Source organism: Curtobacterium sp. Csp2 (assembly GCF_013347165.1).
In genome coordinates this window covers 791,290-817,575 of sequence record NZ_CP054593.1, presented here as the reverse complement: position 1 = coordinate 817,575, position 26,286 = coordinate 791,290, and the positions used below count along the sequence as shown (strand labels likewise).

Annotated in this window: 27 protein-coding genes; 9 read left to right on the top strand and 18 right to left on the bottom strand. The window is 73.0% G+C overall.

From position 1 onward, the window contains the following. Window positions 1-66: 66 nt before the first annotated feature. A complete protein-coding gene (locus HUN59_RS04065; protein WP_174777571.1) occupies window positions 67-948 on the top strand; it encodes an ABC transporter ATP-binding protein in 882 nt (293 codons plus the stop codon). Next, entirely contained in the window at window positions 945-2,021 is a 1,077-nt protein-coding gene (locus HUN59_RS04060) for an ABC transporter permease (RefSeq protein ID WP_174777570.1), read from the top strand. The genes HUN59_RS04065 and HUN59_RS04060 overlap by 4 nt, the downstream gene beginning before the upstream one ends. A gap of 147 nt (window positions 2,022-2,168) precedes the next feature. On the opposite strand, the gene HUN59_RS04055 is transcribed toward HUN59_RS04060, so the two are convergent. Both HUN59_RS04055 and HUN59_RS04050 read right to left on the bottom strand, forming a co-directional pair. Then, window positions 2,169-3,218 carry a YeiH family protein gene (locus HUN59_RS04055; RefSeq protein ID WP_217483615.1) on the bottom strand — a complete coding sequence of 350 codons (1,050 nt, stop codon included), beginning with the start codon at window positions 3,216-3,218 and terminating at the stop codon, window positions 2,169-2,171. Window positions 3,219-3,402: 184 nt separating this feature from the next. Beyond that, window positions 3,403-4,008, bottom strand: a complete 606-nt coding sequence (locus HUN59_RS04050; protein ID WP_174777568.1) for an LppP/LprE family lipoprotein — start codon at window positions 4,006-4,008, stop codon at window positions 3,403-3,405. Window positions 4,009-4,213: 205 nt separating this feature from the next. On the opposite strand from HUN59_RS04050, the gene HUN59_RS04045 reads away from it, so the two are divergent. Further along, window positions 4,214-4,555, top strand: a complete 342-nt coding sequence (locus HUN59_RS04045) for a hypothetical protein (protein ID WP_058740839.1) — start codon at window positions 4,214-4,216, stop codon at window positions 4,553-4,555. 93 nt (window positions 4,556-4,648) lie between these two features. Here the strand turns inward: HUN59_RS04045 and HUN59_RS04040 are convergent, their stop codons facing one another. Together HUN59_RS04040 and HUN59_RS04035 are read right to left on the bottom strand one after the other, a co-directional pair. Next, the gene (locus HUN59_RS04040) at window positions 4,649-5,512 is read right to left on the bottom strand and encodes an ABC transporter permease (protein ID WP_174777567.1); all 864 of its coding nucleotides are present in this window, start codon (window positions 5,510-5,512) and stop codon (window positions 4,649-4,651) included. Continuing rightward, complete coding sequence (locus tag HUN59_RS04035; protein WP_174777566.1) at window positions 5,509-6,429, bottom strand: ABC transporter ATP-binding protein; 921 nt, start codon at window positions 6,427-6,429, stop codon at window positions 5,509-5,511. Before HUN59_RS04035 ends, HUN59_RS04040 begins: the two co-directional genes overlap by 4 nt. Before the next feature lie 254 nt (window positions 6,430-6,683). On the opposite strand from HUN59_RS04035, the gene HUN59_RS04030 reads away from it, so the two are divergent. Continuing rightward, a complete protein-coding gene (locus HUN59_RS04030) occupies window positions 6,684-7,142 on the top strand; it encodes a DUF4383 domain-containing protein (protein WP_058740836.1) in 459 nt (152 codons plus the stop codon). Between the two features lie 232 nt (window positions 7,143-7,374). On the opposite strand, the gene HUN59_RS04025 is transcribed toward HUN59_RS04030, so the two are convergent. The 3 genes from HUN59_RS04025 to HUN59_RS04015 are packed head-to-tail and all read right to left on the bottom strand — an operon-like array spanning window position 7,375 to window position 10,086. Continuing rightward, window positions 7,375-8,316: a 3-oxoacyl-[acyl-carrier-protein] synthase III C-terminal domain-containing protein gene (locus HUN59_RS04025; RefSeq protein ID WP_174777565.1), complete on the bottom strand. Its 942-nt coding sequence runs from the start codon at window positions 8,314-8,316 to the stop codon at window positions 7,375-7,377. Beyond that, the gene (locus HUN59_RS04020; RefSeq protein ID WP_174777564.1) at window positions 8,313-9,116 is read right to left on the bottom strand and encodes an MBL fold metallo-hydrolase; all 804 of its coding nucleotides are present in this window, start codon (window positions 9,114-9,116) and stop codon (window positions 8,313-8,315) included. Before HUN59_RS04020 ends, HUN59_RS04025 begins: the two co-directional genes overlap by 4 nt. Continuing rightward, on the bottom strand, window positions 9,109-10,086 hold the full coding sequence (locus tag HUN59_RS04015) for an NAD-dependent epimerase/dehydratase family protein (RefSeq protein WP_174777563.1): 978 nt from the start codon (window positions 10,084-10,086) through the stop codon (window positions 9,109-9,111). The genes HUN59_RS04020 and HUN59_RS04015 overlap by 8 nt, the downstream gene beginning before the upstream one ends. A gap of 57 nt (window positions 10,087-10,143) precedes the next feature. Here HUN59_RS04015 and HUN59_RS04010 point away from each other — a divergent pair, with 57 nt between their 5' ends. Further along, window positions 10,144-11,367 carry a glycosyltransferase gene (locus HUN59_RS04010; RefSeq protein WP_174777562.1) on the top strand — a complete coding sequence of 408 codons (1,224 nt, stop codon included), beginning with the start codon at window positions 10,144-10,146 and terminating at the stop codon, window positions 11,365-11,367. A 51-nt stretch (window positions 11,368-11,418) separates the two neighbouring features. Here HUN59_RS04010 and HUN59_RS04005 read toward each other — a convergent pair whose 3' ends face one another. The 4 genes from HUN59_RS04005 to HUN59_RS03990 form a co-directional block, all read right to left on the bottom strand. Then, window positions 11,419-12,588, bottom strand: coding sequence for a Gfo/Idh/MocA family protein (locus HUN59_RS04005; protein ID WP_368076202.1), 1,170 nt, complete (start codon window positions 12,586-12,588; stop codon window positions 11,419-11,421). Further along, complete coding sequence (locus HUN59_RS04000; protein WP_174777561.1) at window positions 12,585-13,418, bottom strand: sugar phosphate isomerase/epimerase family protein; 834 nt, start codon at window positions 13,416-13,418, stop codon at window positions 12,585-12,587. Before HUN59_RS04000 ends, HUN59_RS04005 begins: the two co-directional genes overlap by 4 nt. Before the next feature lie 5 nt (window positions 13,419-13,423). After that, window positions 13,424-14,794, bottom strand: a complete 1,371-nt coding sequence (locus HUN59_RS03995; RefSeq protein WP_174777560.1) for an MFS transporter — start codon at window positions 14,792-14,794, stop codon at window positions 13,424-13,426. A 216-nt stretch (window positions 14,795-15,010) separates the two neighbouring features. Further along, window positions 15,011-15,451: an NAD(+)--rifampin ADP-ribosyltransferase gene (locus tag HUN59_RS03990; RefSeq protein WP_217483614.1), complete on the bottom strand. Its 441-nt coding sequence runs from the start codon at window positions 15,449-15,451 to the stop codon at window positions 15,011-15,013. Window positions 15,452-15,548: 97 nt separating this feature from the next. Between HUN59_RS03990 and HUN59_RS03985 the strand changes: the two genes are divergently transcribed. Then, entirely contained in the window at window positions 15,549-15,854 is a 306-nt protein-coding gene (locus HUN59_RS03985) for a putative quinol monooxygenase (protein WP_174777558.1), read from the top strand. Here the strand turns inward: HUN59_RS03985 and HUN59_RS03980 are convergent. Continuing rightward, window positions 15,847-16,830 carry an amidohydrolase family protein gene (locus HUN59_RS03980; protein WP_174777557.1) on the bottom strand — a complete coding sequence of 328 codons (984 nt, stop codon included), beginning with the start codon at window positions 16,828-16,830 and terminating at the stop codon, window positions 15,847-15,849. The genes HUN59_RS03985 and HUN59_RS03980 overlap by 8 nt on opposite strands. Before the next feature lie 97 nt (window positions 16,831-16,927). Further along, window positions 16,928-17,662, bottom strand: a complete 735-nt coding sequence (locus HUN59_RS03975; RefSeq protein WP_174777556.1) for an SDR family NAD(P)-dependent oxidoreductase — start codon at window positions 17,660-17,662, stop codon at window positions 16,928-16,930. A gap of 78 nt (window positions 17,663-17,740) precedes the next feature. Here HUN59_RS03975 and HUN59_RS03970 point away from each other — a divergent pair, with 78 nt between their 5' ends. Further along, a complete protein-coding gene (locus HUN59_RS03970; protein ID WP_174777555.1) occupies window positions 17,741-18,328 on the top strand; it encodes a TetR/AcrR family transcriptional regulator in 588 nt (195 codons plus the stop codon). Between the two features lie 96 nt (window positions 18,329-18,424). Here HUN59_RS03970 and HUN59_RS03965 read toward each other — a convergent pair whose 3' ends face one another. Both HUN59_RS03965 and HUN59_RS03960 read right to left on the bottom strand, forming a co-directional pair. Continuing rightward, window positions 18,425-19,702 (bottom strand): endo-1,4-beta-xylanase, encoded by a 1,278-nt coding sequence (locus HUN59_RS03965; RefSeq protein ID WP_254629984.1) that lies wholly within the window; start codon window positions 19,700-19,702, stop codon window positions 18,425-18,427. A gap of 84 nt (window positions 19,703-19,786) precedes the next feature. Further along, on the bottom strand, window positions 19,787-20,086 hold the full coding sequence (locus tag HUN59_RS03960; protein WP_174777554.1) for a hypothetical protein: 300 nt from the start codon (window positions 20,084-20,086) through the stop codon (window positions 19,787-19,789). Window positions 20,087-20,193: 107 nt separating this feature from the next. Here HUN59_RS03960 and HUN59_RS03955 point away from each other — a divergent pair, with 107 nt between their 5' ends. Then, a complete protein-coding gene (locus HUN59_RS03955; protein ID WP_174777553.1) occupies window positions 20,194-22,287 on the top strand; it encodes an ArnT family glycosyltransferase in 2,094 nt (697 codons plus the stop codon). Window positions 22,288-22,359: 72 nt separating this feature from the next. Here HUN59_RS03955 and HUN59_RS03950 read toward each other — a convergent pair whose 3' ends face one another. The 3 genes from HUN59_RS03950 to HUN59_RS03940 are packed head-to-tail and all read right to left on the bottom strand — an operon-like array spanning window position 22,360 to window position 25,516. Next, complete coding sequence (locus HUN59_RS03950) at window positions 22,360-23,703, bottom strand: extracellular solute-binding protein (RefSeq protein WP_174777552.1); 1,344 nt, start codon at window positions 23,701-23,703, stop codon at window positions 22,360-22,362. Window positions 23,704-23,744: 41 nt separating this feature from the next. After that, complete coding sequence (locus tag HUN59_RS03945; protein WP_144804822.1) at window positions 23,745-24,575, bottom strand: carbohydrate ABC transporter permease; 831 nt, start codon at window positions 24,573-24,575, stop codon at window positions 23,745-23,747. Continuing rightward, a complete protein-coding gene (locus HUN59_RS03940; RefSeq protein ID WP_144804820.1) occupies window positions 24,575-25,516 on the bottom strand; it encodes a carbohydrate ABC transporter permease in 942 nt (313 codons plus the stop codon). Before HUN59_RS03940 ends, HUN59_RS03945 begins: the two co-directional genes overlap by 1 nt. A 239-nt stretch (window positions 25,517-25,755) precedes the next feature. Here HUN59_RS03940 and HUN59_RS03935 point away from each other — a divergent pair. After that, the coding region (locus HUN59_RS03935; RefSeq protein ID WP_302690995.1) for an inositol monophosphatase family protein at window positions 25,756-26,286 on the top strand (531 nt) is incomplete at its 3' end.

Here is a 26,286-nt window from a genome sequence, read left to right as displayed (position 1 = left end):
GCCCCGCGCCTCCTGGCCCGTAGCGTCGAGCCGTCGGCGAGGACCGTCGACGGAAGGGGAACGACGATGCTCACCATCGCAGGCGTCACGAAGCACTTCGGCGACCGCCGGGTACTCCACGACGTGGGGTTCACGGTCGGCAGCGGCCGACTGACGGGGTTCGTCGGCGGCAACGGCGCCGGCAAGACGACGACCATGCGGATCCTGCTCGGCGTGCTCCAGGCGGACGCCGGCACGGTGTCGATCGACGGCACGACCGTCGGTCCGGCCGACCGGCGCCGCTTCGGGTACATGCCCGAGGAGCGTGGGCTCTACCCGAAGATGCCGGTGGCCGAGCAGGTCACGTACCTGGCGCGGCTGCACGGGGTCGACAAGCGCACCGCGGCGGAGCGCACGGCCGCGCTGCTCGAGCGGCTCGACCTGACCCAGCACGCCGACGACGCCGTCGAGAAGCTCTCGCTCGGCAACCAGCAGCGGGTCCAGGTCGCCGCGGCGCTCGCCCACGACCCAGAGGTCCTCGTGCTCGACGAGCCGTTCTCCGGCCTCGACCCGATGGCCGTCGACACCGTCCTCGGGGTGCTCCGCGAGACGGCCGCCCGGGGTGTGCCCGTCCTGTTCTCGAGCCACCAGCTCGACGTCGTCGAGCGCCTGTGCGACGACGTCGTCGTGGTCGCCGACGGCACCATCCGCGCCGCCGGACCGCAGGAGGACCTGCGCCGTGCGGCCGGCCCGGCGGCGTGGGAGCTCCTGGTCGACGGCGACCTGGCGTGGCTCCGCGCCGAGTCCGGCGTCACGGTCCGCGAGTTCGACGGCGGCTACGCCGTGTTCGAGGCCGACGACGCCACCGCGCAGGCCGTGCTCCAGCGGGCCGTGCAGCACGGCACCGTCGGGTCGTTCGCGCCGCGGGTCCCCCGTCTCAGCGAGGTCTTCCGCGAGGTGGTCCGGTGAACGGCTCCTTCCTCGGCGCGGTGCAGCTCGTCACCGTCCGCGAGATCCAGGCACGCATCCGCAGCAAGGCGTTCATCGTCTCCGCCGCGATCCTGCTCGTGGCGGTCGTCGCCTCGATCGTGATCGGCGGCGTCGTCGGCAAGGCCACCGCCGACGACACCACCCCGGTGGCCGTCGTCGACGGTGTCTCGCTGCCGTCCACGGCGGGCCTCGACGTCACGCCGACCAGCTCCGTCGCCCAGGCCGAGCGGCTGGTGCGCAGCGGCGACGTCGACGCGGCGATCGTGCCCGCGGACGACGCGCTCGGCTACTCGGTGGTCGCCCTCGACGACGCCCCGACCGGTGTCGTGACCGCGCTGAGCGAGACGCCTCGGGTGGAGCTGCTCGACCCGGCCGCGCTGCCCGCCGGACTCGTCTCGCTCATCGGCATCATGTTCGGTGTCGTGTTCTTCGCCTCGGCGGTGACGTTCGGCTCGTCGATCGCGCAGAGCGTCGTCGAGGAGAAGTCGACCCGCGTGGTCGAGATCCTGATGGCGGCGATCCCGGCGCGGGCGCTGCTGGCCGGCAAGGTGCTCGGCAACAGCGTGATGGCCCTCGCGCAGATCGTCGCGGTGGCGATCGCCGCCGCCGTCGCCCTCGCGGTCACCGGCCAGGACAACATGTTCTCGATGCTCGGACCGAGCGTGCTGTGGTTCGTCGCCTTCTTCGCGGTCGGCTTCGTGCTCATCGCCGCGATGTTCGCCGCCTCGGCCGTGCTGGTCTCGCGCCAGGAGGACGTCGGCAGCGTCACCATGCCGGTGATGATGCTCGTGATGATCCCGTACATCCTGATCGTGGTGGCCGCGGACGACCCCACCGTCGTCGGGATCATGTCCTACGTGCCGTTCAGTGCACCGATCGGCATGCCCATGCGGATCTTCCTCGGGACGGCCGAGTGGTGGGAGCCGGTCCTGTCGCTGATGGTGGTCGCCGTCTCGGTGGTGGTGGTCGTCCTCGTGGGAGCCCGCGTCTACGAGAACGCGCTGCTCCGCACGGGCGGTCGCGTGAAGCTCACGGAGGCGCTGCGCGGCTGACGCCGCCGGTCGGACGGGCGCGCCCCGCTCAGGGGCGAGGCGGAGCCCTGCGCGGGGCGCGTCCATGGAGCAGACGACGTCGGGTTGCCTCGCGCCACTCGACGTTCCCTGCTCCACCGATGGCGGCGCGGACGCGCCTGCGCCAGCTCAGAGCTGACCGAGGGCGGCCTGGGTCGCGAGGCTCGTGCCGGCGACGAGCACCCACAGCGCGATCCCGAGCAGCATCGGCCGGAACCCGGCGCGACGGAGTGCGCCGAAGTCCGTCGAGACCCCGATCGCGCCGAGCGCCACCGTGATGAGGAACGTCGCGACGGTGCTGAACCCCGGGGCGGCCGCGGCCGGGAGCACCCCGACGGTGCGCAGGAGCACGACCACGAGGAACCCGACCAGGAACCACGGCACCAGCCGCAGCACGCGGACGCCCCCGGCCCGGCCCGGCCCCGAGGCGGGGGCGAGGTCGGTGCGGGCGGTGCGGCGTGCCTCCAGGCCGGCCAGCCCGACCACGATCGGGATGATCATGAGCGTCCGGACCAGCTTCACGACGACCGCCGTGTCGGTCGCCTGGCGACCGTAGATGGTCGCCGTCGCGACGACCGACGACGTGTCGTTCACCGCGGTCCCGGCGAAGACCCCGAACGCGTGCTGCGAGAGTCCGAGGGCGTGCCCGACGACGGGGAAGACGAAGACGGCCGCGATGTTGCAGAGGAAGATCGTCGAGACGGCGTAGGCGACCTCGGCGCTGGCGGCACCGATGACGGGCGTGACGGCGGCGATCGCCGAGGCCCCGCAGATGCCGGTCCCGACGCCGATGAGCGTGCGGAGCGCGCTCGAGACCCGGAGCAACCGACCGAGGCCCCACGCGGCCGCCAGGCAGACGACCAGGGTGGTGAGCATCACGGGGAGGGTCTCGCCGCCGATGCGGACGACCTCGCCGATCGAGAGCTGCGCGCCGAGCAGGACGACAGCGGCCTGCAGGACCCGGCTCGAGGCGAACTTCACGCCGGGCTGCACGGGGCCGAGGTCACCCGCATCGCGTCGTCGTCGCAGGACGGCACCGACCAGCGCGCCGAGGACGACCGCGGGGACCGGACCACCGACGACCGGGACGAGCCGGCCGACCAGGGTCGCGACGACGCCGATCACCAGGGCGAGGGCGAGACCGGGCAGGGCGGCGGCGACCGCCGGACGGGAGGGCATGCGGACCAGCATCCCACCACCCCTGGGCGCGCCGCGGCGCGGCGCGGTGGGGCCGAGTCTCGCGGTGGCCGACGCGACTCGGCCGCGGGGACCCGAGACTCGTCGCCCAGGCCGAGACCCGGTCGGTGCCCGTCGGCGCCCGACGGCGCCCGACGGCGCCCGCCGGCGCCCGCGGGGCCGACCGTCAGGGCGTCGGAGGCACGTCGCCCGTCATGACCACCCGACCCGCGGCGGAATCCCACGTGTAGGTCGCCGTGGCGCGGCCCGTCGGGTCCGCGTTGCTGTCCTGCCCCTGCGGGAAGTGGTAGACGACCCGGACGGCGTCGGCCGACGGGCGGCTGACGTCGGGGACGAACGGGTACTGCAGCTTCGTCGCGGTGCCGAGGTACGTGCCGTCGTGGAAGAGCAGGACCGCCACGGGCGAGCTCGCGGTCGCGTCCGCCACCGAGACGGTGACCGCCGAGAGCGCGGCGCACCCGTCGTACTGGGACGTGTCGGCGCGGGACGCGTCCCACCGGGCCGACTCCAGACCCGCGGGCAGCGCCAGGTCGGCGATCGGGCCCGCGGCCGCCGCGGCACCGTCCGACGGTCCGCACGTCGCGGTCGCCGAGGGCGTCGCTGCCGTGCCGTCGACCGGTGTCGCGGACGCCGAGGACGAGGGCGTCGCCGTCACCGTCCGGGTGGCGGTCGGCGTCGGCGTCCCGCCGCCGGAGCACCCGGCGAGGAGCGCGATCGTGGTCGCGGCGAGCAGGAGCCCTCCGGCGGTACGGGTGGTGCTGGTGTGCCGCATGTGGTCCAGCCTGCTCCTCCGGCCGCTGCGTTGTGCGGCTCGACCGGCTGTGCGTCGGTGCAGGGGCGTACCATCGACGCCGGAAGCAACGGCGGTTCCAGTCATCCAGCAGCGCCCTCGCTCGCCGTTCCCGCAGACGCCGTGCCCCGACACCCAGGGGTCGTGCGAACGGGTCCCGCGAGTCGAGCAGACCGAAGAGCACGCCGTGACCGAACACCTCATCGAGTACGTCGCCCGCGACAAGACGGGCATCACCGCCGTCGTCACCACGACCGGTGTCATCGACGTCGACACCGTCATCGACCACATCCACGCCGGCCACGCCGGGTACTACGTGCGCGCCGACTCCTGGAAGCGCACCCCGGTCCGGAGCATGTCGTTCATCGGCGGCTCGTACCTGTTCGCGAACTGGGACGGGTCGAAGCGCAACATGCTGCACGACCTGGCGTTCCGCACGCCTACGCGTGCCGTGCAGGTCGTCGCGCCGCAGGTGCGGCCGGGCCTGCTGGCGCGCGCCCTGCAGGCGCTGTTCCCGCGTCGGTCCTGACCGCGGGAGCGGTCGCGTCCGACGCGACCACGGGACGGACTGGAGGCGCGGTGCCAGCGGGCACCGCGCCTCCAGTCAGTACCCGGTCGCGTCTCAGACGTCGCGTGACTTGGTGACCGACACCGCGACGGCACCGACGGCGACGACCCACGCCGCGAGGATCCTGAAGCCGCCCCAGCCGTTCAGGACGAGGCCCTCGGTCGTCGTGCCGGGCGCCGAGGTCGTCGCGCCGGACGAATCGTAGGCGTACAGCTGTCGACCGGCCTGCTCGGGCAGGAACTGCATGGAGTCGAGCACCCACTGCACGCCGAGCAGTCCGCCGACGAGCTGCAGGATGATCGGCACGACGAGCATGAGCCCGAGCGTGATCGCGATGCCGCCGGCGCTCGACCGGACGAGCAGCCCGATGCCGAACGCGAGGACGGCCAGGAGCGTCACGTAGACCGAGGACCCGAGGATCGGCAGGAACACCGCCGGGTCCGCCAGGTCGGCCTGCACGCCCTTCGCCGCCTGGAGCGGGACCGAGATCGCCACGCCGATCCACGTCGCGACGGCGCTCACCAGGAACGTCGCGACGGCGAGCACCGCGACCTTCGCGAAGACCGCGCCGAGTCGCCCCGGGTCGGCCGTGAACGTCGAGCGGATCTGCCCGGTCGTGTACTCGCCGGTGATGATGAGCACACCGAGCACCGCGACCACGAGGGCGGAGAACCCGACCCCGACGGTGTTGATCATGACGATCTGCGCGTTCGCCACGGCCTGCGGGACCGTCCCGGCGCCCTCGGGCTTCTCGACGAGCGCCCCGAGGAGCGCGGCGAGGCCGATCGTCAGGGCGACGAGGATCGCGAAGCACCAGATCGTCGACCGGATGCTGCGGAACTTGATCCACTCGCTGCGGACCAGGCGCGGGAAGCCGAGGCCGACCTTGCCCGGCGCCGTCGTCGTCGCGGCGCTCATCGGGTGGCCTCCGCCCGGTACTCGACGTCGTCCCTCGTGAGGGCCATGTACGCCTCCTCGAGGCTCGCACCCATCGGGGTGAGTTCGTGGAGCACCAAACCGGTCTGCGCCGCGACGGTGCCGATGTGCTGCGCGTCCGGGCCGACGACCTCGAAGGCGCCGTCCTCACGCTGCGTGATCCCGGACGCGGCGGAGCCGAGCGCGCGGAAGAGCTGGTCGGGCTGCGGGGTGCGCACGAGCGTCCGTGCGGCGCCGCCGGCGGATCCCCCGGCGACGAACTCGGCGATCGGGGCGTCGGCGAGCACGCGGCCGCGGCCGAGCACGACCACGCGGTCGGCGGTCTGCGCCATCTCGCTCATGAGGTGGCTCGACAGGAAGACCGTGCGACCGTCGGCGGCGAGGCGCCGGGCGAGCTGGCGGACCCACACCACGCCGTCCGGGTCGAGGCCGTTGACCGGCTCGTCCAGGATCAGGGTCTTCGGGTCGCCGATGAGCGCCGCCGCGATGCCGAGGCGCTGCCCCATCCCGAGCGAGAATCCACCGACGCGCTTCTTCGCGACGGACTCGAGCCCGGTGAGCTCGATGACCTCGTGCACCCGGGACTTCGGGATGCCGTGCGTCGCCGCGAGGGACAGCAGGTGGTTGTAGGCGCTGCGACCGGAGTGCACGGCCTTCGCCTCGAGCAGGGCCCCGACCTGCCGGAGCGGATCGCGGAACGCGGTGTACGGGCGACCGTTCACCGTCGCGCGTCCCGCCGTGGGCTGGTCGAGGCCCATGATCATCCGCATCGTCGTGGACTTGCCGGCGCCGTTCGGGCCGAGGAAGCCCGTCACGCTGCCGGGCCGCACGACGAACGAGATGTCGTCGACGGCGAGCTTGGCGCCGTACCGCTTGGAAAGATGCTCGATCTCGATCACGTCGTCACGCTATTGCCGCACCGGTGGCCGACGCGTCCCCCGCAGGGGGGAGACCGGGCATCATCCCCCGGGATGACCCGCCCCGCCTCCCCCAGCTCGGGGGCGATCGGTCGCGCTGAGCAGCGCAGGATGGACAATCGCTGGCAAGTCGACCCAAACCGTCTACACAGGGACTCCGAAACCCCTGTACGACGGTGCGCCTTCCCCGAACGGAAGGGACCGGGCACCGACGAACACATCCGGAAGGACTCATCATGACCAGCAATGCAGCAACGCGGAACACCGGCTACGGCTCGACGCTGACGCAGAAGGGCGCCCTGCTGTTCGGGGTCGTGTTCCTGATCGTCGGCATCGCCGGCTTCATCCCCGGCCTCACCATGGACATGGGCACGATGTCGGTGGCCGGCCACGGCTCGATGGCGATGCTCCTCGGCCTGTTCCAGGTCTCGGTGCTCCACAACATCGTGCACCTGCTCTTCGGCGTCGTCGGCCTCCTCGCCGCGCGCACCGCCGGCGGGGCTCGCTCCTACCTGCTCATCGGCGGCATCGTCTACGCCGTCCTCTTCGTCTACGGCCTGTTCACCGCCGGCATGGCCGGTGGCGCGAACTTCGTGCCGCTGAACGTCGCGGACAACGCCCTGCACGCGGTCCTCGCCGTCGCGATGATCGTGCTCGGTGTGCTCCTGCCGCGCGCCGGTCGCGCCACCCGCTGACCCCGCGGGGGCCGTCCGGTGCTGGACGCCCCCGCGCGAGCCGTGGCCGGGGATCAGGGGCCACCGGGACGCCCTCGTCGTGGACGCGACGGGGGCGTCGTCGCGTCCGCGGCCGGTGTCGGTGCCGTGGGCCGGCGTCGTCGCGTCCGGGGCCGGTGTCGCGGTCGGCGGGCCCGGTGTCGCGGTCGGCGGGCCGGGTGTCGCGGTCGGCGGCGCGCTGCCGCAGCGGCGGTCAGAGCCGCAGGGCCAGGGCGTTCGCGGTCAGGCCCGCGGCGGTCCCGCACAGCAGCACGGTGTCCCCGCGCCGCAGCCGTCCGTCGTCCAGGCACCGGGCGAGCGTGTACGGCACCGAGGACGACACCATGTTGCCGTACTCCGCGACCGCGTCGACGTACTTCCCCTCGGGGATCCCGATCCGGCGCATCGCGATGCCCAGGGCGCCGCTCGCCTGGTGCGGCACCACGAGGTCGACGTCGTCGAGCGTCAGGCCGCTGCGCGCGAAGAACCGCTCGAAGAACCCCGGCAGGACGCGGAGCATCCCCATGAGCGCCCGCCGCCCGTGCATGTCGAACAGGTAGTCCGCCGGATCACCGTCCGCGAAGGTCTGCGCCGGGAACCGCGAGAGCCCACCCCGGAGCTCGGTGTCGTGGGCGTGCTCGGGCCAGGTCTGCTGCAGCGCCGACAGGACCCCCTGCGTGCCGTCGCCGCGGGTGAGGACGACGGCGGCCGCGGCGTCCGAGAACAGCTCGGCGGACTCACGCTGCGCCGGGTCGAGGAAGCGCGAGCCGACGTCGCCCGAGACCACGAGCACGCGCTCGTGGTCGCCGTCCTCCAGGTAGCGCGAGGCGACGTCGAGCGCCGTGACGAAGCTCGTGCACGTCGAGTTCACGTCGAACGCGGCCGCTCGGGCCCCCGGTGCGACGCGCTCCTGCACGAGTGCCGCGGTGCACGGGATCGGCTGGACCCCGGCGGCGCACGCGGCGACGACCAGGTCGAGGTCGTCCGCGGCGATCCCGGCGTGGGCGATCGCCCGCTCGGCGGCGCCGGCGAGCATGTCGAGGTGCGAGACGTCGTCCGCGATCCGATGCCGGGTGACCGTGCGGTCCCCTCTGCCGAACGTCACGGTCCGCTCCGGCAGGACGGTCCCCCAGCCGGCGATGGCGCAGTGCTTCATGATCCCCCTCGGTCGTCCTCGGCGAGCAGGTCCACCCCGGTCGGATGCTCGTCGTGGCTGAAGAGCAGTCTGACACCCGCGCGCTCGAGCGCCAGGAGCCGCTGCGCGGTGTCGCGCTGGGCTCCGGCGTCGTGGGCGACGGCGCGGGGCAGGGCACGGATGCGGTCCTCGTGTCCGAGCAGGTCCCGGGACCACGCGGCGTCGGCGGCGAGCAGCACCCGGCCGTCGACGAGGGCGCCGAGCTGTCCGTCGGTGTGCCCGGGGAGCCGCACGAGCCGGAAGTGCCCGTCGCCGAACGGGTCGGCGAGCCCGAGTCCGGCCAGCGCGGCGGGCCCCGGGTGGAACGCGGCGTCCGGGACGACCACGAGGCGGTCCGCCAGGTCGTCGGGCAGCAGGCCGCGCAGGACCCCGTCCCGGCCCCTCGGCCGCGCGAGCAGGCGGCGGGTCCCCTCGCTGACGAGCACCCGCGCGTGCGGCACCGCCGCGAGGCCGCCGACGTGGTCGGGGTGCAGGTGCGAGAGCACGACGTCCGTGACGGCAGCGGTGTCGACGACGTCGGCGAGGGTCGCCCCCGCCGGCACCACGGGCGGCAGGAGCCGTCGGTACAGGCGTCCGGCGAGACCGGTCCGCCACGGCAGCGGCGCGTACCCGGTGTCGAACAGCACCTGCCGCGCCCCCGTGCGGAACAGGAACACGGTCGCCGGGAACACCCGACGCTGCCGCGGGGCCCCGCGGAGCAGCTGCCCGATGTCGTGCGTCGTGAACCCGCACGCGTACGCGTGGAGCGTCGCCTCAGCCACGGGCACCGGCGTAGCTCGCGAGGGCGTCGTCGAGGGACACCTGCGGCGCGTACCCGAGGACCCTGCGGGCCCGGGTGATGTCGAGCGTCTGCGAGTGCGTGATCGTGGACACCGTGTACCGCGTGACCGGCGGCTCGGGGTGGCCGGGCAGCACGGCGCAGACCGCCTCGAGCACCCCGGCGAGCGCGGCCACCGGCCCGGCCGGCAGGGACCGGTGGCGGGGGTCGAGCCCGAGTCCGGCGAGCAGCTGGTCGAGCAGGTCGACGAAGGGCCGGGGGTCGCCGTTCGTGACGTTGAACGCCAGCCCCGCCGCCCCGGGCACCTCGACCGCGAGCCGGACGGCGTGCGCGACGTTCTCGACCGCGGTCAGGTCGACGAGTCCGCGACCGCCGCGCAGCAGGGGCACCCCGACGCGCTCGTGCACCCGGAGCAGCCGTGGGACGAGCCCGGTGTCGCCGGCACCGATCACCCCGCGGGGCCGCAGCACCACGATCTCCGGCCCGTCGGGGTCGCCGACCGCGGCGCGCAGGAGCGCCTCCGCGTGCAGCTTCGAGCGGATGTAGTGGTTCATCGGGCGGCTCGGGTCGACCTGGTCCTCGCGGATGGCGAGCCGGTCGCGGGGTGCTGCGTAGATCCCGGGCGACGAGACGTGCACGATCCGCCGCGCCCCGACCCGGCGGGCGTACCGCAGGACCTGCGCGGTGCCGGTGACGTTGGCGTGCTCGAACTCCGCCCACCGCCCCCACGGCGACGACAGGGCAGCGCAGTGCACGACGACGTCCGCCGGCACTTCAGCACGACCCAGGTCGTCGAGGTCCCCGACGAACACGTCGCCCTCGGGGAGTGCGGCGGCCCGGCGTCCGGCGGCGGTGACCCGGTAGCCGTGCTCGCGGAGCGTCCGGACGGCGTGCCCGCCGACGAACCCGCTCGCACCGGTGACCAGGACACGTTCCGACGACCCTGGCCCCATGCCGACCGATCCTAGGGGCACCCGGCGGCCCTGCCGGCCGGCCCCTAGGCTCGGCACGTGCGGATCGCCCTGGTCACCGACTACTACCTGCCGACGCTCGGTGGTGTCCAGACGGCGGTGCGCTCCCTCGCCGAGGCGCTCACGACCGCCGGGCACGAGGTCACCGTCTACTGCCCGGACGACCCCGCGGTCCCGCGGCACGAGGGCGCCCACGAGGTCGTCGGCCTGCCCGTCTCCCGGGTGTTCCGGCCCGACGGCTACCCGTTCGCCTGGCCGCCCCGCCGGATCCGTGCCGTGCTGCGCCGCGAGCTCGCCGCCCGACGCACCGATGTCGTGCACACCCACTCCGAGATGTTCGCGGCCCTCGCCGGCTTCCGCGCCGCGCAGGACCTGGACCTGCCGGTGGTGCACACGATGCACGGCCGCATCGACGTCTACACGAGGAACGTGCTGCCCGTCCCGGCCGTGACCACCGCGCTGCTCGCGTTCCTGCACCGCACCCAGGTCGACCACCGCGGGATCCGCGTCGCCCCGGACCGGCCGTTCACCCGGACGTGCACGGCCCGGCGGATGTGGCGGGTCATGCTCGCGCAGTCCCGGGCGAGCGCGCACGTGGTCGTGCCGTCGCAGCACTTCGCGGACAAGCTCGTGGACCGCGGCGTGCGGACGCCCGTGTCGGTGCTGTCGAACGGCATCGAGCCGACGGTCCTCGACACGATCGGCCCGGCCCGGGTCCGCACGCGCGCACCCGGCGAGCCGCTGCGGGTGCTGTGGGTCGGTCGGCTGTCGCCGGAGAAGCGCCCGGAGGTCCTCGTCGCGGCCGCCCGTTCGTTCCCCGCGGGCACGGTCGTCGACGTGCTCGGCGACGGTGTCGCGCGCACCGCGGTCGCCCGCGCGGCGTCCGGGACCCCGGTGTCGCTGCACGGCTCGACCCCGCACGACCGGGTGCTCGCGGCCATGCGCGACGCGCACGTGCTCGTCTCGAGCTCCCTGGACTTCGACAACCAGCCGATGGTGATGCTCGAGGCGGTCGCGACCGGGCTGCCGGTCGTGCACTGCGACCCCGACCTGGCCGAGGTCGTCCCCGCGGGCGGCGGGTGGACCACCCCCACCCCGGACGCTGCGGGCATCGCCGCGGTGGTCCGCACGCTGCACGACGAGCCGGAGCGGCTCGAGCGGGCGAGTGCCGCGCTCGTCGCGGCGCGTGGCCGCGTCGAGCAGCGGGTCGACGACCTGGTGGCGGTCTACGAGACCGTCCTCCGTCCGCAGCGGACCACCTGACGGACTGGAGGCACGGTGCCGGCCGACACCGTGCCTCCCGTCCGTCACCGCTCACCTACACCGAGGCGGGCGCGCCTTCCAGGGTCGCGGCGAGCGGGTCGAAGCCCTCGGGCAGCGACGCGATCGGCGCGACGGTCGACGCGACCGGGACGAACGCGCGGCGGGCGATCGACTCCTCGACGGCGACCATCGTGTCGAGGACGTGGTACCCGACCTCGCCGGTGGCGATGTGCGAGCCGCCACCGCGGATCGCGCGGGCCATGTCGAGCACGCCGAGGCCGCGACCGACCGTCGGCTCCTCGTCGGAGAGCGTCTCCCAGTCCTGCTCGAACGGGAACGAGACGTTGAGACGTCCTTCCCGAGCGGGCGGGCGATGCGGATCGGGTGACCGCCACCGAACGTGTTCGGGTCCGGCAGCACGATCGTGCCCTCGGTCCCGTTCACCTCGAACACACCGTGGCGGAACAGCGGGGTGTCGAACGACAGCAGCGACTGCGCGTTCCCGCCCTGCTCGAACGACGTCAGGACCGACACGTGCGTCGGGACCTCGACCGGGAACTCCTGCCCGGCGTTCGGGCCGACGACCAGCTGCCGGGTCTCCCGCGATCGGGACCCGGTCGCGACGACCGACTCGACCGGGCCGAGCAGGTGCACGAGCGCGGTGAAGTAGTACGGGCCGATGTCGAAGAGCGGACCGGCGCCCTTCGCGTACAGGAACGACGCGTTCGGGTGGAAGACGTCCGGACCCTGCCACTGCATGCTCGTGACGGCGGTGAGCGGGGTGCCGATCACGCCCGCCTCGATCGCGCGCTTGGCGGTCTGCCAGCCGGTGCCGAGGACGGTGTCGGGGGCGATGCCGAGGCGGAGGCCGAGCTCGTCGGCGAGGGCGACCAGCCCGGCGGCGCTCTCGCGGTCGACACCGATCGGCTTCTCGCTCCACACGTGCTTGCCCGCGCGCAGGGCCGCGGTCGAGACCTCGACGTGGGTGGCCGGCAGCGTGAGGTTCACGACGATCTCGACGTCCGGGTCGGCGAGGACGTCCTCGCCGGTGCCCGACGCGGGGACGCCCCACTTCGCGGCGGACTCGGCGGCGCGGGCCGTGTCGATGTCGCCGATCCGGACGACCTCGACGTCGGGGAACGTCGTGAGGTTCGTCAGGTACTGCTCGCTGATCATGCCGGCGCCGATGAAGCCGACGCCGACGCGGCCGGTGCGGGTCATGCGTGCACCTCGTCCTTGTTCGGGGTGGCCGCCGCGCCGAGCGTCTCCGTCAGCCACCGGTGGGACTGCGCGACACCGTCGAAGATCTCCCCGTCGAAGCCGTCGAACTCGATGACGGCGTACTCGAGCGCGGTCGCGGCGGCCAGGGCCTCGGCGAGCCGGACGTCGCCCTGGCCGGCCGGGGTCTGGTCGGTCGGGACCGACGCGGTCGAGATGCCCTCGCGCATCGGGCCGTCCTTCACGTGCACGGCGACGATGCGGTTCCCGAGCTCGGCGACGAAGGCGGGGACATCGATGCCGGCGGCGGACGCCCAGTACAAGTCGAGCTCGAGCACGACGCGCGGGTCGAGCAGCTCGGCGAGCACCTGGAGCGCGGGCTTGCCGTCGATGCGCGGACGGAGCTCGTGGTCGTGGTTGTGGTAGCCGACGCGCATGCCCTGCGCCGCTGCCTCCTCGGCGGCGGCGTTCAGCCGGGCGGCGACGCGCTCGACGCCCTCGCGGGTCGTCCAGGCGTCCGGACCGACGAAGGGGTCGATGACGATCTCGATGCCGAGCACCGCCGCCGCGGCGAACGTGTCCATGTGCGACGGGGCGGTCATCACGGAACCGTCCGGCAGCGGGACGGACTCCTCGACGAGGAAGGCGTGGCCGGTCTTCGCGCTGATGCCGTGCGCGTCGAACGCCTGCTTGAGCTGCGGGGCCCGGTCGACGAAGGCGAACGCCTCGACGGTGTCGAAGCCGATCGCGGCGAGCCGGGCGACGCCGGCGTCGAGGTCGGGCTCCAGGGCGGCGTTCACCGTGTAGAGCTGCAGGGAGACGGTGGGGATCACGGGTGTCACCGGACCTTCTTGATCGGGAGGATGACGAGGGCGCCGAGGAGCACGGCGACACCGGCACCCCAGAGCATGAGCGTGTAGTTCTGCCCACCGCCGATGCCGAGCAGGAACAGGCCGACCGCGGGTGCGAGCGACTGGGGCAGGGCGTTGGCGATGTTGATGACGCCGAGGTCCTTGCCCGGGCGCTCCGGGTCCGGCAGCACGTCGACGACGAGCGCCGTGTCGATCGCGGCGTAGATGCCGAACGCGAAGCCGAGCACGATCTCGGCGAAGTAGAACCCGCCGACGGAGTCGACGTGGGCGAGGATCACCAGGCCGACCGCGGTCAGCGCCGTGGAGCCCCAGACGAAGACCTTGCGGCGACGGACGCGGTCCGACACCCAGCCCGATACGGCGGCGCTGACGAGGAGGGCGATCGTGTAGAGCAGCACGCCGAAGGCGACGGTCGCGGTGGCCTCCGCCAGGCTCTTGATGCCGAGGTGCTCCTGCATGTACAGCACGCGGTACGTCGTGAACATGAACGTGCCGAAGGTGATGAGGAAGCGGCCCCACCAGGCGAGCCCGAAGTCCGGGTGCTTGATCGGGTTCGTCCAGAACGACGAGATGAGGTTGACCCAGCTGAACGGCTTGATCGCGCGGGTCGGCAGCTCGTCACGGGCGACGAACGCGTAGACGAGGATGACCACGATCGCGAGCACGCCCGGCGCGATGAAGAGCACCGGCAGGTTCCCGGTCAGGTACACCGCGAGGTAGAGGCCCGCGAGGATCGCGATGTTCTGCGCGAGGGCGATGACGCTCGACGCCTTGCCGCGCTGGAACTCGGGCACGTTGTCCGCGAAGCTCGCGGTCAGGGTGGCGAGGACCGCGTTCGCGGCGACCTGCGCCAGGACCCACGCGAAGGTCAGCTGCAGCACGTTCGGCGAGAAGGCGAGCCAGGCGAGCGCGACGACGAAGACGACGACGCCGATGACCATCCACGGCCGGCGACGACCCCAGCGGGTCCGGGTGCGGTCGGACAGCGCACCGGCGAGCGGGTTCGCGAGCAGGGCACCGAGGGCACCGAACGGCAGGACCGAGCCGACGATCGTCTCGGGGCTGGTCGGGTTGAGCACCGTCGCCTTGATCGCCATGCTCACGAACACCGGGGTGAGCAGTGCGGCGAAGAGGCCGAACTGCGCGAGGCTGAGCGCCCACATGTACCCGGCGCCGACGCGCATGGTGCTCACGGACTGCGTGATGCCCTCGACCGAGAACGCGCGGGACGCGGCTGCGGGGTCGGTGCTCGTCGCCCCGGCGGCCGCGGTGACCGGCGGGTTGGCGGTTCCGGCGAGCCCGGTCTGGGGCTCTTCCTTCGACGTCGGTGTCGACATGACTCCTCCTCGAGTCATCGGGGGCGCGGGGCCCTCTGAATACCTAGTGCTGCTAGGTGAAGCAGAAGCTAGCACCGAAAACCTTGCAACAGAAGGATTTTGTCTTCGAACGTCGCCGCAGACCGCGAAACGCAACCAGGGCGGTTCCTCGCAGCGGGATGTCGCTGCGAGGAACCGCCCACGTTGCGTCGTGCGAGGAGGAGGGTCCGGGGCGCCTCAGTTGCGGATGACGGCGGCGGGGTCGTCGCGCATCCGCAGGAGTCGAGTGCGCCAGAGCGCGCGGGCCTCGGGTGTCAGGGGCGTCCACTCGTCGACCTCGCGGAGGACCCGCAGCGGCTCGGTCGAACGGTAGGAGCGGGTCGGGTTGCCGGGGAACTTCTGGTCGGTGACGTTCGGGTCATCCTCGAGCGACCCCAGGGGTTCGACCTCGTCGACGTGGGGAGTGACCGTGGATGCGTCGCCGCCGGTGATCTCCACCAGGAGCACGGCGAGCTCGGCCGCGAGTCCGGCGCCGTCCGGGAGTGCCGCGCAGTACACGTGCCGCATCACCACCTCGGGCCGGTGGTTCGACGGGCGTCCGGGCACGAGCAGGTCGCCCGGGCGGAGCGCCGCCCGGGTGCCGTGGAAGAAGGGGCCGGTCTCGTCCGCAGCGGTCACGGCGGCAGCGTACGCCGACGTGGAACACCGCGGAGCACCGTGCGGTTGGCTCGACGGGTGGCCGAACGCCGGCCGCCCGCAGACGAAAGGTGCACCCGTGACCCAGACGGTCTTCCTCGAGGTCCAGTTCCGCGACGACGTCGACCACGACACCATCGCCTCGGCGGTCCGCGAGACCCTCGCACAGACGGCGGGCTTCCCCGGCAACGAGTCCCTCGAGGTGCTCGTCGACGACGCCGACGCCCACCGCGCGGTCGTGCTCGAGCGCTGGACGACGGCCGCCGACCACGACGCCTACGTCGCGTGGCGCGCCACCCCGGAGGGCGCCGCGAACGCCCTCGCCCAGGTCCTCGCCGGTCCCCCGGTGACCCGCACCTTCGAGCGGACGCTCGACCTCAGCTGAGGCCGAACAGCCGGCGGGCGTTCCCCGAGGCGAATGCTCGCCGGCTGTCGTCGTCCGGGAAGGCGTCGAGGAACGCCGCGATCTCCGCCCAGGACGGGTCCTGGAACGGGTGGTCGGTCGAGAACAGCAGTCGATCGGCTGAGGTGACCGCGAGCGCGTGGTGGAGCAGCGCCGGGTCGAGCATGCCGGACGCCGTGATCCAGACGTTCTGCCGGAGGTACTCGGTCACCGACCGGTCGAGGCCCGCCAGCCGGGCGACGCCGTCCGCCCGGCTGTGCCAGAACAGCAGGAGCTCGCCCCAGTGCCCGAGCACGAGCTGCAGGTCCGGGTGCCGGTCCAGGGCACCGCTCGCCATCAACCGGAGCGCGGCGGTGCCGGCCTCGAGGTGCCACCCCCACCCGAACGTCGCGAGCGCCAGGTCGACCGGCTCCCCGAGCCCGCCGTAGACCGCGTTCCGCACAGCCCGGGGCGGGACCTGCGGGTGGATGAACACCGGCTGCCGGAGTCGCTGGGCCACGGCCCAGAGGTCGTCGTACCGCGGGTCGTCGAGCATCACGTCGCCGACCCGGCCGTAGACCATCACGCCGGTCAGGCCCGACGCGACCGCGCGCTCGAGCTCGGCCGCTGCCGCGACCGGATCGACGAGCGGCAGCGTCGCCATCGCCCGGAACCGGTCGGGGTGCACCCGGACCGCATCGGCCGCGCGGTCGTTCGCGTCACGGCTGAGCGCGACCGCGTCGGCCGCCGAGGGCACCTGCGCCCCGGGCGGCGCGAGCGAGAGCACCTGCACGTCGACGCCCTGGCGGTCCATCGCCTCGAGCCGCAGCTCGTCCAGGTCGGCCAGCCGTCGAGCAGTGTCCCCGTGGTCGTTGAGGACCAGGCTCACGTCGGCGGCATCCCCGGACAAGGCCCGCAACGCCTTGTCGACCGGCTCCGACGTCCAGTGCTCCTCGATCCCGATCAGTGTCTCGTCCACGGAGCCCGACGCTACGCCCACCTTCGGCGACCGGGCGGACCGCCGTCCCGCATGCCCGCCCGGTCCGGTCGCGACGATCCGGTCGCGACGTTCCGGGTCAGACCGCGATCCGGCCTCCGTCCGCAGGGAGCACGGCTCCGTGGACGAACGAGGCCGCGTCCGAGGCGAGGAACGCGATCGCCTCCGCGACTTCGTGTGCCGTCCCCGGTCGTCCGGCGGGACCCGCCGCCGCCAGCTGGTCCAAGGCCTCGCCCATCGCGGCGGTCCCCTCGGTCCGCGTCGGCCCGGGGCTGACCGCGTTCACGCGCACACCAGCGGGCCCGAACTCGGCTGCCCACGACTTCGTCAGCAGGACGAGCGCTGCCTTCGTCGAGCCGTACAGCCCCATGCCCGCGGCACCGAACTCGGCGACCATGGTCGTCACGTTGACGATCGACCCGGCGCCTCGCTCGGCCATGCCGGGAGCGAGCGCGGCGACCAAGAAGTAGGGCGCCTTGACGTTGAGGGCGTAGACGGTGTCGAAGCCGTCCTCCGTGGTGTCGGCGGTGGGTCCGAACGGGAAGATCCCGGCGCTGTTGACGAGGACGTCGACCGCCCCGCCGCCGAGACGGAGCGCCTCGGTCGCGAGGCCGGTCGCACTGGCCGCGTCGCGGAGGTCCGCTCGCACGAAGTCGGACTGTCCACCCGCGGCGCGGATCTCGGCCACGACGGCTTCTCCGCGCGTGGCATCTCGGCCCGACACGATCACGTGCATCCCCCGCGTGGCGAGGATCTCTGCAGTGGCGCGACCGATGCCGCTCGTGGATCCGGTGATGAGGGCGGTCTTGCTCATGTGCTGCTCCTGACTTTGGCTGAACAGATCTGTTCAGGTTGATCGCAACTGTACAGATCGGTGCAGTATTGTCAAACCATGACCGCAACCACGTCGAAGCGTCGCCGCCCCGCGTACGAACGGGCGGTGGCGACCGCCGACCGTCTCTTCTACGAGCAGGGCATCCACGCCGTCGGGGTCGATCAGGTCGCGGCAGAGGCGGGCATCTCGAAGGCCAGCCTCTACACGCACTTCCGCACGAAGGACGACCTCGTCCTGGGCTACCTCCGCGGACGCAGCGACGCATGGCAGGCGCACGTCGCCGCCGAGCTCCCTGGTCGCGGCGCCGACGCCCGGGAGCGGGTCCTCGCTGTCTTCGACCTGCTCGGCGAGTGGTTCGCGGAGCCCGGCTACCGTGGCTGCCCGTTCATCAACGTGGAGGCGGAGTACGGGGTCGGCCATCCGACCCACGCGGTCACACTCGATCACCGGGAGTGGGTCCGCGGCCTCTTCGTCCGGCTCCTCACAGAAGCCGGCATCGCGAGCCCGGAAAGCGTCGCCCTCCAGCTCTGCCTGCTGTACGACGGAGCGATGGCGAGCGCGCAGGCCGATCCCTCCCGCCCCTGGGCCTCCGCAGCACGGGACCTCGCACACACGGCGATCGCCGCCGCGGACGGCGACCACTGAGGGTCGGGAGTCGTCTGCACCGTCGACCATGGCGCACCTCGGGACGGACGGGAGGCACGTGGCGGGCCTGCCACGTGCCTCCCGTCCGTCATCCGGTCACGTCGTGAGCGTGACCTCCGTCGACTGCCGACCGATCGAGAAGTCCGTCGCCGTCCCGCGGACGGTCGCCCGGTACGCGCCGCGGAACCCGGTGGTCCGCACCTGCCCGCGGTCGTCCGTGCGCAGCACGGTCGGCGGCGTCCACCACTCGTCCTTGACGAGACGACGGAGCGCCTCGTACGACGGCTTCGGCGTCCCGTCCGCCCGCACCAGGCCGATCGGTGCCCCGAGCCAGGCCCCGGCGTCGGTGATGCCCCAGTAGGTGATCGCCTCGACCGCGGGGTGCCCGACCAGGCTGCGGTAGTGCCGCTCGAGCTCGTCGGCCTGTCGTGCCTCGCCCTCCGGGGTGGACGGCCACGAGTCGACGCGGTGGTCGTTCAGGTCGACGACGTCCGCGGGCATGAGCTCGCCGGAGACGAGGGACGTCTCGGTCAGGTGCAGCGGCAGGCCGTACCGGGCGAAGCGGTCGACCATCGCGAGCATCGTCTCCTCGCCCCAGTAGCCCTGGTGCATGTGGGTCTGGAGACCGATCGCGTCGAGCTGCACCCCGGCCTCGAGCACACCCTCGATCAGGCACTCGTACGCGCTGGACAGGTCGAAGTCGTTGAGCAGGAGCGTCGCCCGGGGGTTCGCCGCGCGGGCCTCCTCGAACGCCGACCGGATCATCGGGATGCGGCCCTTCGCCCGGGCGAGCGGGGTGATCGCGTTCGGCCCGTTGTCGAACACGGGCATGATGACGACCTCGTTGATCGCGTCCCACGTGTCGACGAGCCCGTCGAAGGTGCCGACCTCGCGGCGGATGCGCTCGCGGAGGAGTCGTTCGACCTCGTCGAGGGGCCGGCCGAGCAGCCAGTCCGGCTGCACGGTGTGCCAGACGAGCGGGTGGCCCTTGACGTCGAGACCGCGGTCGCGGAACCACGCCGCGGTGCGACGCAGGCGGTCGGTCGCGGGACGGCCGGGCTCCGGCTCGAAGGTGCCCCAGTACAACGGCAGCGTCGCGGTGGTGAACACGTCGGTGAACAGGTCCGCGAGGTGGTCGGGGTCGGCCGTCCCGATCGGCTCCCGCTCGCCGTTCGCCAGGCCGATGAAGTCGAACCCGATGTTGCCGAACGTGAAGGCGTGCCGGGTCTGCTCGACGGTGACCTCGGCGTCGCGGAGCGGCTCGCCGTGGCGGTCGACGACGGTCAGGACCGCCGTGCCCGTGCGGTGCGCGACCGCGTGCTGCGGTGCTCCCTCAGAACCGACCGCTCCGTGCATCCCGACCACTCCGTGCATCCCGACCACTCCCCGGCACCCGTCGACACCGGCGTCGAGCGGGATTTGTTGTGCGGCCGAACATAGCAGTGGACCCGCGGGCTGTCAGGGACGCACTGCCCCGTCTGTCCGCCGAGCGTTGCTGGCGACAGCGCCCGCCACCACCGCGGCCAGCGACAGCACCACGGCGAGCGCCGACGACCCCCACACCACCACCTGGGCGACGCGCGCGACGGCCTCGCCGGACCGGACCGCGACGTACGAGTACGACCCGCCGTGCGCCCACGGGAACGCCGGCGCGACCGGCCAGGCCAGGTGCTCGGCGGCCGCGGCGACCACGACCGACCCGGCAGCGAGGCCGGCCAGCAGGAGCGCGGCACGACGAGCGGAGTGACGAGGACGCATCCGGGAACCCTACCGATGCGCATCCTGGTACCGCTCCTGAACGAACCGGAGTCCTGCGGACCGGTGACCCCAGGCTCCTTCATCGACTCCGGCGCAATGTTCGGCGCATGGACCCGAACCACCCCGCCCCGACGTCGGGCGACCCCGCCGCCGCACGCCCCGCACGGTGGTGGCACCAGACCGTCCCCCAGCGCACGACACTGGCCGCGATCGTCGTGCTCGGCGCGGTCCTGACGAGCTGGAACCTCGCCCGCGGCGGCGACATGTCCTTCTACGCCGCAGCCGCGCGGTCGATGTCCGAGTCGCTGCCCGCGTTCCTCTCCGGCTCGTTCGACCCCGGCGCGACGGTGACGCTCGACAAGCTCGCCGGCTTCGCGGTGCCGCAGGCGATCAGCATCCACCTGTTCGGGATGTCCACCGCGTCGCTCGCCCTGCCGCAGGTGGTCGAGGGCGCGGTCACGACGCTCGCCGTCGCCGTGGTCGCCCTCCGCTGGCTCGGCGCCCGGGCCGGCCTGGTCGCCGCGGCACTGGCCGCGAGCACCCCGATCTTCGTGTCGATGTTCGGCCACCCGATGGAGGACGGCCTCCTCACGATGTCGCTCGCCGTCGCGCTGGTGTGGTGGCAGCGGGCCGCGCTGACCCGGACGTGGTGGCCGCTGCTGCTCGCCGGGCTGTTCGTCGGGGTCGGCTTCCAGGCGAAGATGCTGCAGGCCTGGATGGTGCTGCCCGCCCTGGTGCTCGCCACCGTGGTCGCCACCGCGGGCCCGGGATCGCGGTGGCGCCGGGCCACCGGTCACGTCGCCGCGCTGCTCGGCGCCGCGGTCGTCGCGAGCCTCGCGTGGTCGGTCGTGCTCGGCCTGCTGCCGACCGGTGACCACCCGTACTTCGACGGGTCGACCGACGACAGCGTGTTCGCGATGGTGTTCGGCTACAACGGTGTCGACCGTTTCCTGCCCGGGCTGTGGCCGGGAGCCGTCGGCGCACTGGGTGCCGCCGTCGGGCACGCCGGGACGCACGTCGCGGATGCGTGGCGCACGGCGACCGCCGGCCGCGGCGGCGGCGGACACTCGCTGCTGCAGCTCTTCTCGCCGCGCTACGCGTCGCAGGTCGGTTGGTCGTGGCCCGCAGCGCTCACCGGCATCGGGATCGGTGCGGCCCGGTGGTGGCGCCGGACCGCCGGACGGGAGGCACGGGTCCCCGCCGCCACGCTCGTCGCCCTGGTCGTGTGGCTGGTCACGGCGGTCGCGGTACTGTCCGTCCTGCGGCTCCCGCACACCGCCTACGTCGCCGGGATCGGCGTGCAGCTCGCAGCGCTCGGCGCGCTCGGCTGGTGGGGTGCCGCGAGCCTCGTCGACGCGACCGACCGCCGGCTGCGGCTCGTGCCCGTCGGCCTGCTCGTGGTCCAGGGCGCGTGGTGGGCGTGGCTGGCTCGGGCATCGTCCGAGCCGGCGCTCCTCGGCACGGCCGCCGTCGGGGCGACCGTGGTGGCGCTCGTGCTGCTCGTCGTCCGCTGGCGTCGGAGCGACCCGACCGTGGCGTCGACCCGCGGGCGGCGGACGGCGGCTGGGCTGCTCGTCGCCGCGGTGGTGCTCGGACCGGCGTGCTTCTCACTGCAGGTCCTCGACGCCGCACGGGACGGCAGCGGCGGCGACGCGTCGGTCGGTGTCGGGCAGGGCGCCTTCGCCCGCGGCGGCACCCCGGAGCGGGCGTTCGCGCTCGGCCGCGGCGGCGGCGGTGGCTCGTCCGCCCGCGGTCGGTCCGCCGGCACCGCGGCGTTCACGATCTCCGCTCCGGACGTGGTCGGCGGCCACACCCGGCTGCCCGCCGACGAGGCCGCCCTCGTCGGCGCGGCCCGGCGTGCCGGTGGTGGTCAGGACGGGGCGCCGCTGTTCCTCACCGACTCGTGGCGGATCGCCGCCGACGTCATCGGCGACACCGGCGACGAGGTCCTGACCGACGGCGGGTTCTCCGGCCGGGTCCCGGTCTTCACCGCAGCGCAGGTGGAGTCGATCGTCCGGTCGGGTCGGACCCACCTGCTCGTCGTCGCGTCGAGCGCCGCCGCCACCGATCCCGTCCGTCGCGCCGCCGACGACCTCGGCTGCCGGGTCGTGCAGCGCTGGGGCTCGACCTTCGCCGACGCGGCCCCCGGTCGGTCCTTCGGCGGGCGCGGCACGTCCTTCGCGCTCGAGCGCTGCTCCTGAACGGGACCGGATGCACGATGGAAGGCACGGGGCGGACGCGCCCCGTACCTCCCATCCGTCAGTCCGGCAGCGTCACTTGCCGGCGGCCGCGTTGTACGACGCGATCTGCGACTTCGCCTGCGTCTCCGCAGCCCGCATCGTGGACCGCACGTCCGCGCCCTCGACCACCTTGTTGAACGCGCCGATCACGGTCGCGCGGACGGTCGGGAAGGCGCCGGTGACGCAGCCCGCGCTCGCGGTGCTCGTCGGGTCGTCGCTGAGCTGGCGGTACATCGTCGCGACGTTCGGGTCGGCGAGCGACTGCTTGCCGACCGCGGTGTCCTTCGAGGCCGTGTTCACCGCGAGGTAGCCGGTCGCCTTCGCCCACTCGGCCTGCACCTCGGGGGTCTCGAGCCACGCGGCGAAGTCGTAGGAGGCGCGCTGCTCGGCGGACGAGTGGCCCTTGCCGGAGATCCACAGGGCGTTGCCGCCGATGACCGCGCCGGCGTCCTTCGCGCCGGAGGTGGTCGGAAAGGTGGACACGACGGACTTCGTGCCGGTCGGGTCGAGGGTCGTGTAGGCACCGGACGAGGTGAGGACCATGCCGACCTTGCCGCTCGAGAACGCCGAGTTCTGCGCCGCGGAGTCGGTGCCCGGGTTGAGCGCGGCACCGTCCTGGTACAGCCCCTGCAGCGTCGTCATGAAGGCGACCTGCGTGTCCGACGTGAGCGAGACGCCCGTGACCGCCTTGCCCGTGCGGCCGTTCGACGGGGTGCAGAACGGCTGGCCGCCCGAGGCGCTGAGCTCCTCGAGCATCCACGAGTCGGCCATGTTCATGCTCATGCCGTACAGGCCGGTCGTGCGGTGGATCTGGTCGGCCCACTGCGCGACCTGGTCGAGGGTCGTCGGCGGCTTCGTCACGTCGAGTCCGGCGCGCTGGACGATCGCCTTGTCGAGGTACAGCACGGGCATCGAGACCGAGAACGGCATCGCGGCGAGGCCGTCGCCGGCGCTGTAGTACGCCTTCGCGGCGGGGACGATGCTCCCGCCCGTGGTGGTCTCCTTCGCGAAGGTCGACGGTGCGACGGTCTGCCCGGAGTCGACCATGAAGCCGGTCGAGACGTCGTTCATCATGAGCAGGTCCGGGGTCGAACCGGACTGCACCGCGGCGGTGTACTTCGTCTGGACGTCGGCGTACTGGCCTTGGAACGTGGCCTTCACCGTCACGCCCTGCTCGTTCGAGCCGTTGTACTGGCTGACGAGCTTGTCCAGCTCGGTCGCGGCGGGGCCGGTCATGGCGTGCCAGAAGTCGACGGTGACCGGTCCCGAGGACGCGACGGGGGTGGCGGAGCCGGAGGCGGAGCAGCCGGTGAGGGCGAGCAGTGCCGCGGCGGACGCGGCGGCGACCGCGAGCACGGAGGAGCGACGAGCGGGCATGGGGGTGCCTTTCTGTGGGGACGGAGTCGGGATGGGTGGGGCTACTTGAGGGCGCCGGCGGTGATCCCGCCGGCGAGGAAGCGCTGGGCCACCAGGACCAGCAGCAGCACGGGGAGTGTGACCATCGCCGCGCCGGCGAGCACGACGCCGACGTCCGAGGCCTCGGCGTTGGACAGCTGCGCGATGCCGACCTGCACGGTCCGGTTCTCGGGCGAGTTCGTCACGAGGAGCGGCCAGAAGAACCCGTTCCAGGCGGCGGTCGCGCTGACGAGCGTCACGGAGACGAGCGTCGGACGGGTGACGGGCAGGAGCATCGACCGGATGAACCGGAAGTGCCCGGCGCCGTCGAGCACGGCGGCCTCGTGCAGTTCGGCGGGAAAGGACAGGAACGCCTGCCGGAACAGGAAGATCGTCAGCGCCGAGGCGACGAACGGCAGGAACACGACGAGCAGGGTGTCGATGAGGTGCCAGGACGCGACCGTGAGGTAGTTCGCGATCAGGGTCGTCTCGCCGGGGATCATCATGCTCGCGAGCAGCACGAGGAAGATCGCCCGGGTCCCGCGGAGCCGGCAGAACACCAGGGCGTACGCGGTGACGATGCCGATGACGACCTGCAACGTCGTCTGGGCGAGCGTGACGACGATGCTGTTGAGGAACTGCCGACCGAGCGGTGCGACCTGCAGTGCCCGCTCGACGTTGCCGAGGTCGAGGTGGATCGGGACGAGTCCCGGGAGCCCCTGGTGCAGGTACTCGGACGGGGTGAGCGCCCCCTCGAAGACGTAGTACAGCGGGAAGCAGACGACCACGACGGCGACGATCAGCCAGACGTGCAGCAGGGTGCTGCGGACGCGTCGTGCGGTGCGCGGGCCCATCAGTAGTGCACCCGCTTCTCGAGCACGCCGAACTGTACGAGCGACAGCGCGAGGACGAGCAGGAAGAGCACGACCCCGAGGGCAGCGGCGAGCCCGAAGTTCGCGCTCGCCGACCCGAACGCCTGCTGGTAGATCGCGTAGACGAGGGTCTTCGACGAGTCCGCTGGTCCCCCGCCGGTCAGGATCTGGATCTGCCCGAACGTCGTCAGGGCCTCGACCGTGCCGGTGACGACGACGAAGAACAGCGTCGGCGTGACCAGCGGCAGCGACACCGACCAGAACGCCCGGAGGGGTCCGGCACCGTCGAGCTGGGCCGCCTCGACGACCTCGGGGTCGATCGCCCCGAACGCCCCGAGGAGCAGCAGGACGGTGAAGCCGAGCGACCCCCACGCGGTGACGACGATCACGCTGAACAGCGCCCAGTGCGTGCTCGTCAGCCATGGCACCGGGGTCCCGCCGAACTGCTGCACCACGGTGTCGACGAGACCGGTCCCGGGCGCGAGCATCGCGGCGAAGGCGACGGACGCGGCCGACACCGAGACGACCATCGGGGACGTCAGGAGCGCCCGGTAGACCGGTGTGCCGCGGAGCTTCGCGGTGAGCGGCACCACGATGAGCAGCCCGAACACCACCCGGGCGGCGACGACCCCGGCGCAGAACACCGCGGTGTTGAGCATCGTCCGACCGAACGCCGGGTCGGTGAGGGTCCTGACGTAGTTCTGCAGGCCGACCGAGCCGGCGGGCTGCCCGAAGATGTCGGTGCCCTGCGTGCTGAGGAGGAGCACCCGGCCGAGCGGCCAGAAGACGAAGACCGCGAAGACGAGCAGCGCGGGCAGGAGCAGCACGACGCCGACGCGTCGGTCGGCTCGGTGCCAGGAGCGGGTGGCCGGGGCGGACCGCTGGCGACCGGCGACGAGGCCGGGCCGGACGGAGACCGTCATGGTGGGGACTCCTCGGGTTAGGGAACGTTCCCGATCTGGGGACGACACCACTGTGGAGGCGCGGCAGCGTCGGTCGCAAGCGAGGTCGACGTCCCGCCGCCCGCCGTTCACGCAGTGTTCGACACCGGGCCCGGACGGGACACCGTGGACCCCGGAGCGCCGCCGGAGTTCACCCGTGGGACGGCCGCGCGACGCCGGGGGTTCCGCGTCCAGCGCCGCGGGCGTCGTACACCGGGAACATGACCGAACCCACCCCGACCGTGCCCCCTCGCACCGGGCTCCCCCGCACCGACCCGTCGGCACCCGCCGTCCTCCGCCGCGCCGCCGAGGACGCCGCACGCGCCGTCGCCCCGTCGCTCCTGGGTGCCTTCCGCTCCGACGTCGTCGTGCACACGAAACGCGACGCCCACGACGTCGTGACCGAGCACGACCGGGCCGCCGAGCGCGCCCTGACCGGACTCCTGACCACGGCCGTCCCCGGGTCGACGGTCCTGGGCGAGGAGGGCACGGCCGGTCCCGCTCCCGACGGCGCCCGCGTGCGCTGGATCGTCGACCCGATCGACGGCACCGCCAACTTCGCCCGGGGCCTGGCGTACTGGTGCGTCTCGATCGCGGCCGAGGTGGACGGGACGGTCGTCGCCGGCGTGGTGCTCGACCCCGTCGCGGACCACGCGTTCGGTGCGGACGACACCGGCGCGTTCCTGGACGGCCGACCGATGCGGTCCGTCTCCGCACCGCCGCGGGACGCCACGGCGCTGACGAGCTTCCCG

What these genes read in the sequence shown, in the direction of transcription:
- HUN59_RS03995 (WP_174777560.1), bottom strand. Translation starts at nt 14,794, where the DNA reads ATGTCGACACCGACGTCGAAGGAAGAGCCCCAGACCGGGCTCGCCGGA.
- HUN59_RS04030 (WP_058740836.1), top strand. Translation starts at nt 6,684, where the DNA reads ATGACCAGCAATGCAGCAACGCGGAACACCGGCTACGGCTCGACGCTG.
- HUN59_RS04040 (WP_174777567.1), bottom strand. Translation starts at nt 5,512, where the DNA reads ATGAGCGCCGCGACGACGACGGCGCCGGGCAAGGTCGGCCTCGGCTTC.
- HUN59_RS04050 (WP_174777568.1), bottom strand. Translation starts at nt 4,008, where the DNA reads ATGCGGCACACCAGCACCACCCGTACCGCCGGAGGGCTCCTGCTCGCC.
- HUN59_RS03955 (WP_174777553.1), top strand. Translation starts at nt 20,194, where the DNA reads ATGGACCCGAACCACCCCGCCCCGACGTCGGGCGACCCCGCCGCCGCA.
- HUN59_RS03945 (WP_144804822.1), bottom strand. Translation starts at nt 24,575, where the DNA reads ATGGGCCCGCGCACCGCACGACGCGTCCGCAGCACCCTGCTGCACGTC.
- HUN59_RS04015 (WP_174777563.1), bottom strand. Translation starts at nt 10,086, where the DNA reads ATGGGGCCAGGGTCGTCGGAACGTGTCCTGGTCACCGGTGCGAGCGGG.
- HUN59_RS04065 (WP_174777571.1), top strand. Translation starts at nt 67, where the DNA reads ATGCTCACCATCGCAGGCGTCACGAAGCACTTCGGCGACCGCCGGGTA.
- HUN59_RS04025 (WP_174777565.1), bottom strand. Translation starts at nt 8,316, where the DNA reads ATGAAGCACTGCGCCATCGCCGGCTGGGGGACCGTCCTGCCGGAGCGG.
- HUN59_RS03965 (WP_254629984.1), bottom strand. Translation starts at nt 19,702, where the DNA reads ATGCACGGAGTGGTCGGGATGCACGGAGCGGTCGGTTCTGAGGGAGCA.
- HUN59_RS03970 (WP_174777555.1), top strand. Translation starts at nt 17,741, where the DNA reads ATGACCGCAACCACGTCGAAGCGTCGCCGCCCCGCGTACGAACGGGCG.
- HUN59_RS04055 (WP_217483615.1), bottom strand. Translation starts at nt 3,218, where the DNA reads ATGCCCTCCCGTCCGGCGGTCGCCGCCGCCCTGCCCGGTCTCGCCCTC.
- HUN59_RS03950 (WP_174777552.1), bottom strand. Translation starts at nt 23,703, where the DNA reads ATGCCCGCTCGTCGCTCCTCCGTGCTCGCGGTCGCCGCCGCGTCCGCC.
- HUN59_RS03975 (WP_174777556.1), bottom strand. Translation starts at nt 17,662, where the DNA reads ATGAGCAAGACCGCCCTCATCACCGGATCCACGAGCGGCATCGGTCGC.
- HUN59_RS03960 (WP_174777554.1), bottom strand. Translation starts at nt 20,086, where the DNA reads ATGCGTCCTCGTCACTCCGCTCGTCGTGCCGCGCTCCTGCTGGCCGGC.
- HUN59_RS03940 (WP_144804820.1), bottom strand. Translation starts at nt 25,516, where the DNA reads ATGACGGTCTCCGTCCGGCCCGGCCTCGTCGCCGGTCGCCAGCGGTCC.
- HUN59_RS04005 (WP_368076202.1), bottom strand. Translation starts at nt 12,588, where the DNA reads ATGACCCGCACCGGCCGCGTCGGCGTCGGCTTCATCGGCGCCGGCATG.